Origin of the sequence: Halomonas sp. 141, assembly GCF_002810305.1 — a bacterium.
Lineage (GTDB): Bacteria > Pseudomonadota > Gammaproteobacteria > Pseudomonadales > Halomonadaceae > Vreelandella > Vreelandella stevensii.
In genome coordinates this window covers 12,583-28,766 of sequence record NZ_PINZ01000039.1, presented here as the reverse complement: position 1 = coordinate 28,766, position 16,184 = coordinate 12,583, and the positions used below count along the sequence as shown (strand labels likewise).

The 16,184-nt window shown below is 61.7% G+C and carries 14 protein-coding genes; 6 read left to right on the top strand and 8 right to left on the bottom strand.

Annotated features, from left to right (window positions below; all coding sequences use genetic code 11):
• Window positions 1–144: 144 nt before the first annotated feature.
• From CWI66_RS14085 to CWI66_RS14060, 6 genes are all read right to left on the bottom strand, one after another.
• Window positions 145–555 (bottom strand): hypothetical protein, encoded by a 411-nt coding sequence (locus CWI66_RS14085; RefSeq protein ID WP_157808983.1) that lies wholly within the window; start codon window positions 553–555, stop codon window positions 145–147.
• Window positions 556–641: 86 nt separating this feature from the next.
• Complete coding sequence (locus CWI66_RS14080) at window positions 642–1,592, bottom strand: DUF5655 domain-containing protein (protein WP_100732027.1); 951 nt, start codon at window positions 1,590–1,592, stop codon at window positions 642–644.
• A 264-nt stretch (window positions 1,593–1,856) separates the two neighbouring features.
• Entirely contained in the window at window positions 1,857–2,723 is an 867-nt protein-coding gene (locus CWI66_RS14075) for a DUF7281 domain-containing protein (protein ID WP_100732026.1), read from the bottom strand.
• Window positions 2,720–3,973, bottom strand: a complete 1,254-nt coding sequence (locus CWI66_RS14070) for a hypothetical protein (protein ID WP_100732025.1) — start codon at window positions 3,971–3,973, stop codon at window positions 2,720–2,722. Before CWI66_RS14070 ends, CWI66_RS14075 begins: the two co-directional genes overlap by 4 nt.
• Window positions 3,974–3,981: 8 nt before the next feature.
• Complete coding sequence (locus CWI66_RS14065; protein WP_100732024.1) at window positions 3,982–4,611, bottom strand: condensin complex protein MksE; 630 nt, start codon at window positions 4,609–4,611, stop codon at window positions 3,982–3,984.
• Window positions 4,608–8,267, bottom strand: coding sequence for an ATP-binding protein (locus CWI66_RS14060; protein ID WP_100732023.1), 3,660 nt, complete (start codon window positions 8,265–8,267; stop codon window positions 4,608–4,610). The genes CWI66_RS14065 and CWI66_RS14060 overlap by 4 nt, the downstream gene beginning before the upstream one ends.
• A gap of 135 nt (window positions 8,268–8,402) precedes the next feature.
• Between CWI66_RS14060 and CWI66_RS14055 the strand changes: the two genes are divergently transcribed.
• Together CWI66_RS14055 and CWI66_RS14050 are read left to right on the top strand one after the other, a co-directional pair.
• Window positions 8,403–8,777: a type II toxin-antitoxin system RelE/ParE family toxin gene (locus tag CWI66_RS14055; RefSeq protein WP_100732022.1), complete on the top strand. Its 375-nt coding sequence runs from the start codon at window positions 8,403–8,405 to the stop codon at window positions 8,775–8,777.
• Window positions 8,770–9,075, top strand: coding sequence for a helix-turn-helix domain-containing protein (locus CWI66_RS14050; protein ID WP_039180230.1), 306 nt, complete (start codon window positions 8,770–8,772; stop codon window positions 9,073–9,075). The genes CWI66_RS14055 and CWI66_RS14050 overlap by 8 nt, the downstream gene beginning before the upstream one ends.
• Here the strand turns inward: CWI66_RS14050 and CWI66_RS14045 are convergent.
• Together CWI66_RS14045 and CWI66_RS14040 are read right to left on the bottom strand one after the other, a co-directional pair.
• On the bottom strand, window positions 9,072–10,112 hold the full coding sequence (locus CWI66_RS14045) for a histone deacetylase family protein (protein ID WP_100732021.1): 1,041 nt from the start codon (window positions 10,110–10,112) through the stop codon (window positions 9,072–9,074). The two genes, CWI66_RS14050 and CWI66_RS14045, sit on opposite strands and share 4 nt — an antisense overlap.
• Window positions 10,090–10,818 (bottom strand): GntR family transcriptional regulator, encoded by a 729-nt coding sequence (locus CWI66_RS14040; RefSeq protein WP_081136546.1) that lies wholly within the window; start codon window positions 10,816–10,818, stop codon window positions 10,090–10,092. The genes CWI66_RS14045 and CWI66_RS14040 overlap by 23 nt, the downstream gene beginning before the upstream one ends.
• Window positions 10,819–11,034: 216 nt before the next feature.
• Between CWI66_RS14040 and CWI66_RS14035 the strand changes: the two genes are divergently transcribed.
• The 4 genes from CWI66_RS14035 (at window position 11,035) to CWI66_RS14020 (ending at window position 16,125) form a co-directional block, all read left to right on the top strand.
• Window positions 11,035–12,594, top strand: a complete 1,560-nt coding sequence (locus CWI66_RS14035; RefSeq protein ID WP_100732020.1) for an ABC transporter substrate-binding protein — start codon at window positions 11,035–11,037, stop codon at window positions 12,592–12,594.
• Between the two features lie 61 nt (window positions 12,595–12,655).
• On the top strand, window positions 12,656–13,633 hold the full coding sequence (locus CWI66_RS14030; protein ID WP_081136550.1) for an ABC transporter permease: 978 nt from the start codon (window positions 12,656–12,658) through the stop codon (window positions 13,631–13,633).
• Complete coding sequence (locus CWI66_RS14025) at window positions 13,630–14,463, top strand: ABC transporter permease (RefSeq protein WP_016914894.1); 834 nt, start codon at window positions 13,630–13,632, stop codon at window positions 14,461–14,463. The genes CWI66_RS14030 and CWI66_RS14025 overlap by 4 nt, the downstream gene beginning before the upstream one ends.
• A gap of 9 nt (window positions 14,464–14,472) precedes the next feature.
• Window positions 14,473–16,125 (top strand): ABC transporter ATP-binding protein, encoded by a 1,653-nt coding sequence (locus CWI66_RS14020; RefSeq protein WP_100732019.1) that lies wholly within the window; start codon window positions 14,473–14,475, stop codon window positions 16,123–16,125.
• Window positions 16,126–16,184: the final 59 nt, after the last annotated feature.

Sequence of the window (16,184 nt, the reverse complement as noted above, 5' to 3'; positions counted from 1 at the left end):
TGCAAACTATCTGCTTCTGCAAGCTTTCGCCTAAGTGCTCCATTACAGTTCCAAGTTACAAGTTTCATAGATACAGGAAGTTAACGCCCGCAGCACGGAAAAATTTGTAGCGCAGCGGAAAATTTGTCTCTGTGCCTGCGCTTGTTAAATGCCGACAATCGCCAGAACCAAGTAAATGCTGGTGGCGCAAATGGCGACCCCGAGAGTGACGTAAGAGGCATGTATGAGCCAGTACCGTTTAGACTTGTACCTTTCATTCTCTTCCCAACGCTGATCCTCTTCGGTCTTCTCAAGCTCCTTTGCTAACGTGAAGAATCGCTTAGCATCTATGCGCAACTCATACAGGCATAGACCGACAGTAGTAACGAAAGCCAACAATGCTAGAACAAGCAACCACTTTTCAGGCGCAGACAAAGCTCGCTCACCGCCAGCAGTCAAGGCAATAAAGAACACACCTGTAGCACCAGATGAAACCGACAAAATATATGAACGAAGCCGATTCCCAGCATCCTTGGCCAGTTCATGGTACTTGAAGATCTCGTCACGCTTACTCATAGGCATTTAACGTCCGCAATAAACGGCGCGAGGAACGAGCGTCCGGCGACCGATGGGAGCGAATTTAATTGCTTTGTTAGAAGCCATTAGCCACCGACCTTGTTATACGCCATTGCGATAAATTCCTTGACTGGCTCAAACTCGGATTCAGATGATACTGTAAACTCAACATCGCCCGTACCATAGTGGCCAATTGAGGTCACATCCCGGTAATTCGGTGTTCCGGCTGGAATATCAGAAGGTTTCAGCTTGAGAAAGAGTTTTATATTCTTGCCCTTGACCTCCATGCAGGCGATGTTTTGAGAGACTTTGTAGGCGACATAGAACTTCTTCGGCACCTCCTCGATTGACTCATCCAAGCCGAGAATGAACTCACGTATCGTTGCCGTTAACTCCCTAATTTCGTCACTCTTGCCTTCAAGCCTTTCATCAAATGTATAGGTCGCAGTGGCGCGAGTCAGGGCTGCCTTCTTACCTGCTTCAACCATGACAGGATTTTTGTATCCATTCTCAGTCGGTATGGCCGTAGCAGATGTAGCCGCTGACTTTGAGGCGTGGAAGACCTCCTCAAGATATATTGAGTCATTGGAGAACAATCGATATTTCCATAATTCGATATTGGCACCCATGACTTGCACAGCGTGCAAGTCATATTTCTTATAATTGGGAGCTATGCAAATTACCCTCACATCCGACCAATCAACTTTTACGCCACTACCGAGTTTCTTTTGTACGGCGATCTCGAAATCACCTTTGTGGTCTTGAATCCAGTGAAGGTAGAAAAGACTTTGGTTGATCAGTTCCGATGATTCAACTTTCTTGTATTCGATGATGACGGGATTATCTTCTTCAGATAGTGCAAGGCTGTCAATCCGACCTGCGTGCTGGGCGCCAGTTGAAAACTCACTGGCAACAAACCGACAATTGAAAACGGTTTCGAGATTATTCTCAATTAATGTCTGCAAGTCCTTTTCCAAGGCAAAGTTCTTCTGCTCTACGGCAGATAGTTTTTCCCCTGAAATATCAAATATCGGCACTTAATGATTACTCCGTAGTTTCTTTTGCTTCTAACCAGTGTGACTAAACGCCCTGCCATGAAACCTCAATGAACGCGACATCACAATGACTGAGGTTTCATAGCCACCCAATCGAATCTACCTCATTGATTCTACAGCGTGCAAAGAGAATTTTGGCGATGTAGCCAAAATCGCATGCTAACGCGTTTCACTCTGCCCTTCATACCGCCAAAAACGCACTGCACGGCGGATGCGTCACACAAAGCCCAGGCAGAAGGCAAGCCACTAACCAACCCCCACCGCCACCAATTCCCCCTCAAACCACTGCTGTTTGAGGCCGCGCTGTTTTTCCAGCAGCGTGAGGTAGGGCCTTAGCGGGTGTTGGGGCGGCAGGCTGACATGGAGTTGGCGCAGCCGCCGTTGATAGGGAAGCTGCCCGGCGGGCTGGTGCAGGGGGGTGGCGTGTTGGCTGAGCCACGCTATGTCGGGGAGCAGCAGGTGCGTGGCGCCGCTGTCCAGCGCCAGGGTCACGCCCTTGGCGTCGAAGTCGCCTGCGTAGAGGTGCGGCCTGCGGGTTTTGCGCCATACCTCGGCCAGGTGGGCGAAGCCGCCGCCGTAGTGGCTGTCGCCTCGGTAGGCGATGAGCGGCTGGGCGTAGCCGCTGAGGGCGCTGATGTTCGGGTTGAAGGCGTAGAAGCTGTCGAGGTTTTCCACCTGCACCAGCGCGCCGAAGACCCCCAGCGTGAGGTGGCGAACGTCCACGTCGCGACTGCAGCGCGGCTCGTGGGAAAGCCCCGGAGTGGGCTGGGGCGGCAGGCTGAGCAGTACGCGCCAGGCGCGGGGGCCTTCGCGGGTGGCTTTGTCCTCTTCCACCCCCTCTTTGGCCTGGGCGGCGCTGCTCAGGCCGCTGAGCGAGCGGCCCAGCGGGGCGAGGTGGGCGCTGGCCAGAACGCTATCGATCTGCGCCAGCAGCTCGGTATCGAAGCGCAGGGCCTGGCTGGAAAGCCGCATGCCGAGATCGATATCCTGCTGGCGGCACCAGGCCACCACGTCTTCCACCCACTGGCGGCGGGGCTTCTCCACCGTGGGCTGGCGGTTGAGCTCCCGGGCCACGCCGTTGAGCCCTGCCCGTGCGCGGCTGGGTAGGTTCATACCGCCACCGCCAGGGCCACATCGTGAATCAACCGCAGGTCGTTATAGGCGCTGGCCCTGCTCTCTTCCTGATGAAGGCGAAAGGCCTGCTGCTCGCGGCGCGGCAGGCCCTGGTATTCGGCGATCACCTGAAACAGCCAGATTTCATCTGCCCACTCCAGGCCGCTCTGTTGCAGGTAGGCTAGGGCGCTGACCGGCTCGGCAGGCGGCTGGTCGAGCACCGCGAGGTAGAAGCGCTCGACGTCCAGCTTGAGGGCCTGCTGGCGGGCGGCGGCCAGGCTCTCTTCGGCGAGCTGCACGGGGTTGGCCACGGCCACGTTTTGTGCGGCGTGGCGTGGGGCGGGCAGCTCGTGCAGCAGTTCGGCCAGTACCCGGGTGTCCAGGGGGCGGTCCAGCGCCGGGGCGGCGGCGGGGTTGAGCGGTGCGGCGCGGTTGAACAGCGCGGGCACCTCGCTGCGCTGGGCGTAGTTGCCGGGCACGAAGCCTGGGTGTTCGCGCAGGAAGGCGGCCATGCCGGTCATCAGGCGGCTGCGGGCCTGCTGCTTGCGGAAGCGGGCCATGAGTTCGATCAGCCGCCGCTGCACTTCCCGCAGGCTGGTGTAGTGGTGGCTAAGGCGGTTCTGAAGCTGGCTGATGAGCAGCTTGCGCAGGCTGCCGTCGCTGCCTACCAGGGCGATCAGCTCGTCGAAGTCGATCAGCGCGAGGCCATCGAGCAGGCGCACGATCTGCTTCTGGGCGCGGTCGTTCTCGCGGATCTTGTCGTTGAGCTGGCTGACGAAGCCGAAATCGCTGTTGAGCCGCTGCCACAGGCTGTCGATGGCGTCGGCAAAGCGGCCGTTGAGGTCGTCTACCTCCTGGCGCAGGCGCAGTAGCTGCTGCTCCTGGCGCCAGTGTTCGCCCTTGCTGCGGGCTTCCCGGTAGCTATCGACCTGAGTGCGAATCAGCTCCAGGGTTTCGGCCACGTCGGCGTTGACGTGGCGGCGGGTTTCGTCGGCGAGCATTTCGGCGATCAGGTCGCGCACCTTGGGCGAGAGTTTGACGCCGCTCTGCTCGTCGGGCCGCCACAGCACCCGGGCGGCCAGCAGCTTGCGCAGCGCGCCGTCGCTCAGGCCTTCCAGCGGTACGTCGTCGCGGGTGTAGGCTTGCATCAGCCGTTCGGCGTGCTTGCCCAGCAGTGCCAGGCGTTCCGCGCCGGTCTTGAGCAGGCGGCTCTCCAGCTCGCCCACGCCACTGCCCGCCCCATTGCCCATACTTCTACTCACAGCAGGGCCTCCTGCGTGCCGGTGTCCTCGTCGGCGTCGATGGGCAGGTTCTCTTCGTCGCGGATGAAGCGCACCACGTCCACCAGGTAGTCCATTTTGCCGGTCACCACGAACACCTGGCGTTCGCTGTGGGGCTGCATCAGGTAGCCGTGCTCTTTCAGCCGTTTGAAGATCTGCTTCACCTGGGCATCCAGCTGGTCGCTCTGGGAGCCAAAGAAGCTGTCTGTAGCCAGCCGTTCCAGGCGTTCGCGCAGGCTCTGGTTGTCTTCGCACTTGGCGCTGAACTCGGCGGGCTTGAGCACGTCGCCAGGGGCGGCCAGGGCGTCGCGGCCCAGCGCTTCCTGCACCAGTTGCAGCCACTCCAGCATGGGCAACAGGCTGTTGAGCGTATCGGCGAGCTGGCGGGAGAGCTGCTCCCGGGCGGTGTCGTTGAGCTGCCGCCAGGCGAGGAAGTAGACGCTGGCATCCTCGTTGCTGGCCAGCCGCCGATTGAGCGGGCGCAGGTAGGCGTCGATGGCCTCGCGGGTCTCTTCGTTGGCCAGGTGGCGGTAGGCGTTGTCGTCGCTGACGGCGCAGACGAAGTCGCCTGCCAGCAGGCGTTCGAGCAGGGGGCCGTGTTCGATCATGCGCTCACCTCCTGTTGGCGCTGCTTGATTTTCTGCGCCAGCGCGCTGAGACGCGGCTCGATACGCTTGAGCTGACGCTGTTGCTGGGCGTCCCGTTCGATGAGGTAGCGGTTGGCGAACAGCAGCAGTACGTCGGATTCCGGGTTGGGGAAGGCCCCGACGATATGGATGCGGTTGCTGTCGCAGGCATCGAACAGTTTTTCGACGTTGTGGTAGGCCAGGGTGCCGATCTCATCGATGGGCCAGTGGATGGCGATGTGCGCATCGCCCCGCAGCAGGCGGGTAAACGCCAGCAGGAACTTGCACAGAATCAGATACGCCATGCCGTGGCTGGAGGACTCCAGCAGTTGGCGGTCGTTCTTGATCACCAGGTCCGTGCCGCCTTCGTTCAGGTGCAGCTCCAGGCGCAGCAGGCTTTCGAAGCTGTACTGCTGGTCGCTGCGCAGCAAATCGACCACGTCGGCCAGGGCGTTGAGGTAGTCGTCGCTGGGCAGCGTCTGGCCGGACTCCCGCCACGCCTTGTAGCGCTGGGCGAACAGTTTGAGCGGCTCCCAGAAGCCCAGCTCGTCGATGGTGGATTGAATGCGCACTTCCGCCTTGGTGATGCCTTCCAGGCGCAGGTCGTCGGCGACCTCCTCCGAAAGCCGACGGCTCTGGGCGCTGATGCGCCGGTTCAGGTCGCGGAAGACGATGAAGAACTTGTCCAGGTCGTCGCTGAGGTTGCGGCCTTCCTGAATCAGCTGCTGCTGTTGGTCTTCCAGCAGCTTGAGCATGCCGCGCAGCAGCGGCAGCAGTAGCCGGGGGCTATCGCTGGGCAGCTTGTCGCGCTCGCTTTGCAGGGCATCGGCAAAGCCGCTGCTGGCGTCCTTGATCAGTTGGCTTTCGACGTCCAGGCAGCCTCGGCGCAGTTGCTCCAGCTGCTGGTGGCGGCTGGCCAGGGCCTGGCGGGTGCGTTCGATGCGTTCGTCCACATCACCCAGGCTGGCTTCCAGCGGCGCGCCTTCGGCCACCAGCTCCAGGCTTTCCAGCTGGTTGAGCAGCGGCGTCAGGGCTTCCAGGGTGCCACGGGCGCTGTCGCGCTGGGCCTTCAGGCCGTTCACCGCCTGCTGGTGGGCCTCTCTGGCGGCGTGGAAGGCGTTTTTCAGATGCGCTTTATCGCGCTTGAGCTGCTGGTCGCGCTGGGCCAGCTCGGCCTCTTCCGCCACCAGCTGGGGTTTGTGCTGGCCCCACTCGATGCGCATGAAGCGCTGGTACTCGGCCAGCTCCTCCTGGCGGGCGGCGGTTTTGCGAATGCGCTCGTTCTGCGCTTCCAGGCGAGTTCGCGTGGCCTTGAGCTGGGCGGGGTCGACGCCCTGTTCGGCCAGCTCCTGGCTGAAGGCCTCTTCCAGCTCGGCGCGCTGGCGCTGGTGTTCGGCGTTGGCATCGCTGAGCTGCTGTTTGTAGGTGCGTAGCTGGGCATCGAGGCTGTCGAGCTGGCTCTGGGCGTCGGCCTTGAGCTCCAGCAGTTGGCCTTGGTGGGTTTCGGCCAGCTCGGCCAGGGCGTCGCGCTTCTCGTCGCGCAGCTCGGTTTGGGCCTGCTCCTGGCGGGCCAGGGCGGCTTCGATGTGGGCACGGCGGGCTTTCTGGCTTTCCGCGTGGCGGGCCTGCTGTTGGCGGCGCGCTTCCAGGGCGTACTCCACCTCCTGCTCGGCGCGCTGGTGGGCCAGGCGGGCGGCGTCCTGGGCTTCATCGGCCTGCTGTACCCGCTCGTTGTGCTGCTTGAGGGCCTTTTCAGCGGCGGTGCAGGCGGTGTGGGCACGGGCCTTGGCGCTCTCGGCTTCCTCGATGGCGGCCAGCAGACTGGCTTCGTCCTGGGCGTAGTCGGGCAGCGCGATGGCGGAAAGGTCCAGCGCCAGCCCGAACAGGTCGTCGCTGGCGTTGTCGGCCAGTTGGGGGGCGAGGTCGCGGCGCTCCAGCAGTTCCGGGGCGATCACCTTGCCGAGCTGCTGTTCCCAGCCGGGGCGGTGGTAGCGCAGGAAGTGGCGCAGGCTGCCCTGCTCGGGGGTCTGCTGCTGGTAAAGGGTGTAGCAGTGCTGCTCGGCGCGCTCCCGCTGCTGGCGGCACTGCACGAGATGCTGTTCGGCGGTGTCGCGCTCGCGCTTGTGGGCTTCCAGCTCGCGGCGCAGCGCTTCCAGGGTGGCCCCGGCCGCGCTGCGGGCCTGCTGGGCGTCGTCCAGCCGCGCCTGGGCCAGCTCGGCCTCCTGGGCTTCTTCACGGGTTTGGCTGGGCATGGCCAGCTGGGCCTTCAGCTCGGCCAACTGCTCGACGCCTAGCTCCAACTGGGCCTGATACTCGCTCTCCAAGCGCTGGCGGGCCTGCTGGTAGCGCTCGTTGTGCTGCTGTTCGGTTTGCCACTGCTGCTCGCGGCGCTCGGCTTTCTCCTCCACCAGCGCGTCGATCAGTTCCTGGTTCTCTTGAGTCTGGCGGGCGAGGTTTTCGGAGAGTTCGCGCAGTCGCCCATCCAGGCGCGCCTGGCTTTCCTTTACTGCGTCCTGCATCACTTGCAGGTGTTGCTGCAACTGGTCGCGCTGTTCGCGCCACTGGGGCAGCGCGTTGATGTCCCGCTCCAGGCCGGGCATGTCGGCATCGGCGTACTGCTCGAAGCGGGTTTGCAGGTCGTTGAGGCGGTGCTGGGCGTGCTGCAGCTGGCTTGCCACTTCGCTGTGCTGGTCGTTGAGCGCATCCCGCCGTTCGCCGTAGGCCTGCTCTTCGGCCTGAAACTCCCGCTGGTGGCGGTTGAGTTCGCCTTCCAGGTCGGCGACCTGCCGCTGGGCCTGTTCGCGGTCGGCGGCCAGCTGGGGTTTGAGTTGCCACAGGGTGGTATCAAGCTCGGCCAGTTCACGGTCGATGCCGGAGAGTTTGGCCAACGCGGCCTGCAGCGGCTCCAGGCGCATGGATTGGCGCATCTGGTGAATCCACTCGCGGGCCTTGGCACTGCGAATGCGAGTAACCGGCAGCTCGACGCCGTCCTCTTCGAAAATCGCCGCCAGCATGGTCTTGAGGGTGTCCATCTTGCCCTCTTTGGCGTGCACCGCCGAGACCAGCTTTTCGATATGGCGAATGCGCCGCTCGGGATTGACCAGGCTGAACTGGGCGGCGATCTGGCGCAGCTTCAGGCCATCGCGGCTGTTGCCGTGGAGCTGGGTAAAGTCGTTCTGGATCACCGAGCGGAACTCGGAGGTGGCCCCCAGCTTGGGCGACACCGGCGTACCGCTGCGGCGCAGCCCGCTGGCCCACTGGGTGTAGTCCAGCGCCAGCGGGCCCTGCTCGGTCTCGACCAGGTAGTCTTCCGGGCGGTAAGGCGCGCCGACGAAGCGATACTCCACGCCGCCTTCCTGCTTGCGGGTCAGCACCGCCTGGCACACGTTGCCCGCTTCGCGGCGGTATTCGTATACCAGGTAGCTGTTGCGATGGGGCAAATAGAACGCATCGAATTTCATGCGGGTTTTCGGCACCACCTTGTTGGGCAGCTCGCCGTAAAACACCGGCACCAGCCGCTGGAGCGTGGTTTTACCCGACGCGTTGGTGCCGCAAATATTGGTGTGGCCGTCCACACTGAGTTCGACCACGCCGTTCAGGTGGCCGTGAATCATCACGATGCGTAGCAGATGCGCCATGCCGTGTCCTTGATCGTTTAACGTCCGAAAACGCTATCTTGCCAGACACAGACCAAAGCAGCTACGCGGCTGCACAACACTGGCATGGTGTGTCACTTAGTGCTATACATATTAAAATGATAAAAAAGGGATCCGATGCGAGTATTTAAAAACAAGGCGTTCAGTAAGTGGGCAGCCAAGGAAGGGCTGGATGATGCTGCTTTGCTCGCCGCCGTTGAGGAAATGGAGCGCGGCCTGATTGATGCCGACTTGGGTGGCCATGTGGTGAAAAAGCGCGTGGCAATCGGTAGCCGAGGCAAGAGCAGTGGTGTCAGAACCCTACTGGCTTACAAGATCGGCAATAAAGCATTTTTCGTTTACGGTTTTGCCAAAAATGCTCGCGCTAACATCAGTGCCGAAGAGCTTAAAGCATTAAAACATTTAGCCAAAGAATTGCTGGGCTACAGTGACACGGCATTGACCGAAGCCATCAGGTATGGCGCATTGATCGAGGTTAAAAACGATGGATAAATCAATTCTGGATATGGTGCATGAAACGGCTCAAGACCTGCACACGGCGGGTGTGATGAAAGACACCACTCTGCGTGAGTTCGATGCGCTCTGCCTGCCGCCTGTCAAAGAGTACACAGCCATACAGATCAAGCAGATCCGCACCAGGAATCACGCCAGTCAAGGCGTGTTCGCCGCATACCTGAACACTAGCGTGTCTACCATCCAGAAGTGGGAACAAGGCCAGAAAAAACCCAATGGTCCTTCGCTCAAGCTGCTAAACCTGGTGGCCGAAAAGGGGTTGGAAATACTGGCTTAATCGTTCTCCTTTCCTTCTTTCGCTCCCAGCAATCCTTCAAAAAAGCTCACCGCGTTGGCTTCCAGCCCTTCCAGGTAGTAGCCTCCTTCCTGTACCACCAGGGTGGGCACATCGAGGCCTGCGATGGTGCGTCCCAACTCGCCAAAACCTGGTGTCGATACCGCTACTTTGGCCTGAGGGTCGCGCTCATGAATATCGAACCCCAGCGCCAGCACCAGCGCATCGGGCTCGAACAGGCGAATGGCCTGGCAGGCTTGGGCCAGGCGGTCGAAAAACACCGCTTCTGCCGAGCCGTGGGGCATGGGCAGGTTGAGGTTGTAGCCCAGCCCGGCCCCTTCTCCGCGCTCCTCTTCGAAGCCGGAGACCGCCGGATAGAAGTTGGTGGTATCGCCATGGATGGAGATATAGAGCACATCGTCGCGCTGGTAGAAGATCTCCTGTATGCCCTGACCGTGGTGCATATCCGGGTCGAGCACGACGATGCGCGGAAACCGCGCGGTGAGATGCTGGGCAGCAATGGCGGCATTATTGAGAAAGCAGAAACCACCGGCGGAGTCGATGCCCGCATGGTGGCCCGGCGGGCGTGACAGCGCATACGCGAAGCGCTCCCCTGCCAATAACGCCTCCGCCCCGGACACGGCACTTTGCGCCGACCAGTACGCCGAGTGCCAGGTGTGCTGGCCCACGGGCGCGCTGCCATCGGCCAGGTAACGTGCCGCTTCGGCCAGGATACCGCGCAGGGCGTTGGGCGAGCGCACGAAGATGTTGGAGATCACTTCGTCCCCCCAGTCTTCGTCCAGCGCATGCCAGCGCCGATAAGCACTTTCCAGAAAACGCAGATAGGCCAGCGAGTGCACGGCCCGCAACGGCGCGACGCCGTGGTCGATGGGAGCCTGCACATCAAACCCCAGCCGGTGCACGGCCGCCAGCAGCGCCGTGGCGCGTTCGGGTACTTCCTGCGGGGCGCGCATCTTGCCCCGCGAGAAGTAGGTGCGCGGATGGTGCAGGCGCTGTTCAGCGTGAAAGAAGGTCTTCATTGGCCGGGGCTCCACTCTCGCTTTCGCTCTCACTCTCGCCCACCCCCTTCACCACAAAGTCTCTGGCCACCCCGATGTGAAAATCGATGGCCTCGCGGCAGGTTTCCGGGCGGCCCGTGGCCAGGGCGTCGAGCAACTTGAAATGGCTGGTGGCGATGGTTTCGGGGGCTTCATGGGTTTTGGTGATCAGCGCGATGCAGAGGCGTAATTCATGGGCCAGGTCATCGAAGGCCCGCAGCAGACGCTCGTTGCCTGCGTAGTGCAGCATCAGGCGGTGGAACGTCAAGTCTTCTTCGATGCGGCGCGTGCCGTCGTTTCCAGCGGCGGCCTCGCACAGCACGGCTACCTGCTGCTGCAAGGCCTGTTCGGCCTCGGGCGTGTAACGCTGGCACAGGCGCTGAATGGCGTGCCGCTCCATGCACAGCCGCAGGTCGAAGACATCCTCCAGTTCAACGGTATTCAACGCACGTACGAAGAAGCCCTTCCGCGGCTTCGAAATCAGCAAACCGCGGCTTTCCAGCAAGCGCGCCGCTTCACGGACCGGCGCACGGCTCACCCCCAGCGCGCGGGAAAGCTGCACTTCAGAAAGCCGTTCGCCGGGTAAAAAGTGTTGCTGAATAATTGCTTGGGTCAGGTAGTCCGCCACCTGCTCGACCAGATTGTGCTGCTGGATAACCGCCTGCGGCGCCGTTGGCAAAGGGGCCATAAAGTCTACTCGTGGTCGCCATGACATGCCTTGAGTATGACAAAAAAACCACACTTGTCGACGGACGATTGACGACTGTCGACAGTTTTACCAGCCGCTGCTATGGTCAAAAAGGGCCGCCAACAAACACCACAACCTGGCCTGAACACGTCACGCCTCGCTCGACTAACGACGACGTAAAGCTTTTACGTACCAATAAACCGAGGAGCAGGAAACATGAAAACACCTTTGGCTTTGGCACTCTCTGCCGTCACGCTTGCGCTGGGTTCCACATCCGTGCTGGCCGCAGACCCGCAATCCGGTGGAACGGTCAACACCATCATTCAACCCGAGCCGCCGGGGCTGGTACTGGGCATGATTCAGAACGCCCCCACGCGCACCGTGGCGGGCAATATCTATGAAGGCCTGCTGCGCTACACCACCGACCTGGAGCCCATGCCCCAGTTGGCCGAGTCCTGGGAGGTCAGCGACGATGGCAGGGTCTATACCTTCCATTTGCGCGATAACGTCACCTGGCACGATGGAGAGCCCTTCAACGCCGACGACGTGGTGTTTTCTGCCGATGTTTTCCACCGTGAGTTGAACCCCAGCGCACGGGCCGTGTTACAGCATGTGGAAAGCATCGAGGCCAGCGACGACCACACGGTGGTATTTACCCTGACCGAGCCCTTCGGCCCCTTCCTGATCTCGTTCGAGGCGGGCACCTTCACCATGGTGCCCAAGCACTTGTACGAAGGCACCGACTTCCGCAATAACGAGCACAATGACCACCCGATTGGCACGGGGCCGTTCAAGTTCGCCAACTGGGAGCGTGGCACGGTCATCGAGCTGGTCAGAAACGACGACTACTACGAAGAGGGCCTGCCTTACCTGGATGGGGTCAACTGGCACGTGATTCCCGATGGCGGCTCCCGGGCCGTGGCCTTCGAGAATGGCACCATCGATGTCCTGCCCAGCGGCACCGTGGAAAACTTCGATATTCCGCGCCTTTCGGCCATGGATAACGTCTGCATGACCGAGCAGGGTCATGAGTACTTCAGCCCCTTTGCCATGCTGTGGATGAACAACCGGGAAGGCCCCACCGCCGACAAGCGCTTCCGCCAGGCCGTGATGTACGCCATGGACCGCGAATTTGCCCGCGACGTGCTCTGGAATGGGCTGGGCAATGTACCGCTGACGGCCTTTGGTTCGAATGCCAGCTTCCAGTATGACGGCCTGGAGCCCTACGACCACAACCCCGAGCGCGCTCGGGAGCTGCTGGCAGAAATGGAGTACGACGGCGAAGAGATCACCATTCTACCGCTGCCTTACGGCGAGACCTGGACCCGCTGGGCAGAAGCCGTGCAGCAGAACTTGCGTGAAGTAGGCATCAACGTCCGCACCCAGGCCACCGACGTGGGCGGCTGGAACCAGCGCCTGGGTGACTGGGATTACGACCTGGCCTTTACCTATCTTTTCCAGTACGGCGACCCTGCGCTGGGCATTTCACGTACCTATCTGTCTGACAACATCGCCAAGGGCTCCCCCTGGAATAACGTTCAGGGTTATGAGAACGAGCGGGTAGATGAGCTGTTCAATGCCGCCGCCACGGCGTTTCCTGATGAGGAGCGCGAAGCCCTCTACCGTGAAGTGCAGGAAATCCTGCATGAGGATGTCCCGGTTGGCTGGCTGATGGAGCTTGGCTTCCCCACCCTTTACCGCTGTGATGTTCAGGACCTGGTGACCTCCGGGGTCGGCGTGAACGATGGCTTCAAGGATGCCTGGCTGGACCGCTAGGTAGGTGCCACCCGGGCCGCCATGGCGACCCGGGTGTTTCAGCTATGTCAGGAATATGCTCATGTTATATGCCCGATTGATCGTCATGCGGCTATTCAAAGCCGTGATCGTCCTGTTTTTGATCGTGATCTTCAACTTCTTCCTGATTCAGATGGCCCCCGGCGACCCAGCGGCCATTCTGGCCGGGGAAGCCGGTGCCGCCGACCAGGAGTTTCTCGACCAGCTGCGCGTGCGCTTCGGCCTCGACCAGCCTATCTACGTGCAGCTATGGCGCTACGTCTCCGGCATTGCCATGCTGGATTTTGGCTACTCCTACCGGCTGGGCACGCCCGTCTTCGACCTGATCATGGCACGCTTGCCCGCCACGCTGCTGCTCACCGGCACCGCCTTTGTGCTCTCGCTGGTGCTGGGCATCATTGCCGGTTCCATGGCGGCGGCCAGAGCCAAGAAACCATCGGGCTCGCTGATCATGGCGCTGGCGCTGGTGTTCTACGCGACGCCGCTGTTCTGGGTGGCGCTGATGTCCGTGGTGGTGTTCTCGGTGTACCTGGGCTGGCTGCCTGCCTATGGGCTGTACACCGTGGGCGCTGGCCATACCGGGCTGGCCCTGGCGCTGGACGTGGCGAAACACCTGGTGCTGCCTGCCACGACCCTGGCGCTCTTTTTCATGGCGATTTACACCCGCATGACGCGCACCTCCATGCTGGATGCCGCTCAGCAGGATTATGTCAAAACGGCCCGGGCCAAGGGGCTCAAGCCGGGCGTCATCCAGCGCCGCCATGTGCTGCGCAACGCTCTGCTTCCCATCATCACGCTGGCGGGCCTGCAGGCCGGGCAAATGGTGGGCGGCGCGATCCTCACCGAAACCGTGTTCGCTTGGCCCGGCATCGGCAGGCTGATGTTCGAAGCGCTGCAACAGCGTGACTACAACCTCTTGCTGGGTATTTTCTTCTTCTCTGCGGCGCTGGTGATCGTGTTCAACATTCTCACCGATCTGGTGTATCGCCTGGCAGACCCACGCATCAAGGGGGCCTCATGAGCTTTTTTGCACGTTTCGCCCAGAACCGCGGGGCGCTGGTGGGGCTGGTTATCCTGCTGGTGATCATCGCCATGGCCCTTCTTGCCCCGCTGCTGTTTCCCGAATCGCCCTGGCGCATGGTGCAGCGCCCCTTTCTGCCGCCGTTCTCGCAGGAGGGGTTTCCCCTGGGCACCGACACCATGGGCCGCAATGTGGCGGCGGGCCTGATGCATGGCGCCTGGGTATCGCTGCTGATTGGCCTGGTGTCCACCAGCGTGGCCCTGCTGATTGGCGTGCCGCTGGGGGCCATTGCCGGGTATTACGGTGGCTGGATCGATGACGTGCTGATGCGCATCACCGAGTTTTTCCAGACCATTCCCAACTTTGCCCTGGCCATCGTGCTGGTGGCCATCATGCAGCCCAGCGTGACCTCCATCGTGCTGGCCATTGCCCTGGTGAGCTGGCCGCCCGTGGCCCGCCTGGTGCGGGCGGAGTTCATGTCGCTGCGCCACCGGGAGTACGTCGAGGCCGCTCGGCTGGTGGGCCAGTCCAATACCACCATCATCCTGCGCCAGATCCTGCCCAATACCCTCTCGCCCATCATCGTGCTGGCCTCGCTCATGGTGGCCACGGCGATTCTGCTGGAGTCGTCGCTCTCGTTTCTGGGGCTGGGCGACCCGAACGTCATGTCCTGGGGCTACATGATCGGTGCCGCGCGTACCGTGATTCGCCAGGCATGGTGGCTGAGCTTCTTCCCTGGCGTGGCCATTCTGCTGACCGTCCTGGCACTCAACCTGGTCGGTGAAGGGCTGGACGATGCGCTGAACCCCAAACTTTCCCGTGAGCGTTAGGAGCCTGCCATGAACGATGTCGTGCAACCCGCTGGCCAGGACGAGGCGCCCGCCGTACTACAGATCGAAGGCTTGAGCGTGGTGCTGCCCAAAGGCGCAGACCGACCGCTGGCGGTGGAGAATGTCAGCTATAGCGTCAACCGTGGCGAGATCATGTGCGTGGTCGGGGAGTCCGGGTCGGGCAAGTCCATGGCCGCCAACACGGTCATGGGCCTGCTGCCCAAGGGCGTTCGCCCCGTGCAGGGCAGCGTCACGTTCGAAGGCCAGAACCTGCTGGCCCTGAGCGAAAAGCAGCACCGAACACTGCGCGGCCTGAAGATCGGCATGATCTTCCAGGAACCAATGACGGCACTGAACCCCTTGATGCGCGTGGGCGCACAGATTGCCGAAGTGTTCGAGGCCCATGGCCAGCTCAGCCCCCGGCAGCGCCAGACGCGGGCGCTGGAACTGCTGGTGGAAGTGGGTATCCCGCAGCCAGAGAAGGCCATCAGCGCCTACCCCTTCGAGCTTTCCGGCGGGCAGCGGCAGCGGGTGATGATTGCCATGGCGCTGGCGCTCGAACCGGTGCTGTTGATTGCCGATGAGCCCACCACGGCGCTGGATGTGACCACCCAGGCGCAGATTCTGGCGCTGATTCGTGATCTGCAACAGCGGCGTGGCATGGCCGTCATGTTCATCACCCACGATTTTGGCGTGGTGGCGGAAATCGCCAACCGTGTTTGCGTCATGCGCCATGGCCGCATCGTCGAAATCGGCAATGCTCGGGATGTGCTGGAGAACCCGCAGGATGCGTATACCCAGGCCTTGATCGCCGCCATTCCCAGCAACGCCCTTCCCCCGCACCGGGCACCTGCCACCTCGGCGCCCCTGCTGGAGATCAAGGGGCTCAACAAGGTGTTTCGTTCACGCGGGGGCTGGTTCAAGGCCACTCGGGAAGTGCGCGCGCTGGATGACGTATCGCTGACGCTGGCCAAAGGCGAGACCGTGGGTATCGTGGGCGAGTCCGGCTCGGGAAAATCGACCCTTGGCCGCTGCGTGGTGCGCCTGGAGCACCCGGATAATGGCGAGCTGCTGCTGGATGGGGTCAATTTTTCGCAGTTGAGCGGCAGCGCGCTGCGCCGCGAACGCCACCGGGTGCAGATGATTTTTCAGGACCCTTATGCGTCCTTGAACCCGCGCACCCGGGTCGGCATGGCCATCGCTCAAGGCCCCATGGCCAACGGCACGCCGAAGGCCGCCGCGCTCCGCCAGGCCGGTGAGCTGTTGGAACTGGTGGGGCTGGGTGCCAGTGCCGTGACGCGTTTTCCCCATGAGTTTTCAGGCGGCCAACGCCAGCGCATCGGCATTGCCAGAGCGCTGGCGCTCAACCCTGAATTGATCGTGGCCGATGAGGCGGTCTCTGCGCTGGACGTCTCCATTCAGGCGCAGGTGCTGGAGCTGCTGGAATCGCTGAAACAGCGGCTGTCGCTGTCACTGCTGTTCATCACGCACGACTTGCGGGTGGCCGCCCAGATTTGTGATCGTATCGTCGTCATGCAGCATGGGCGCATCGTCGAGCAAGGCAGCGCCGAGCAGATATTTCTGGCCCCCCAGGCGGCCTATACCCGTTCGCTGCTCGATGCGATTCCGGGGCGCGACGCGCCTGCCGCCGCGTCGGCCTGATTAGCCTTTGATGTGTCACACGCTGGTTCATGAGCGTTGATTCATACGTCTTGATTCAC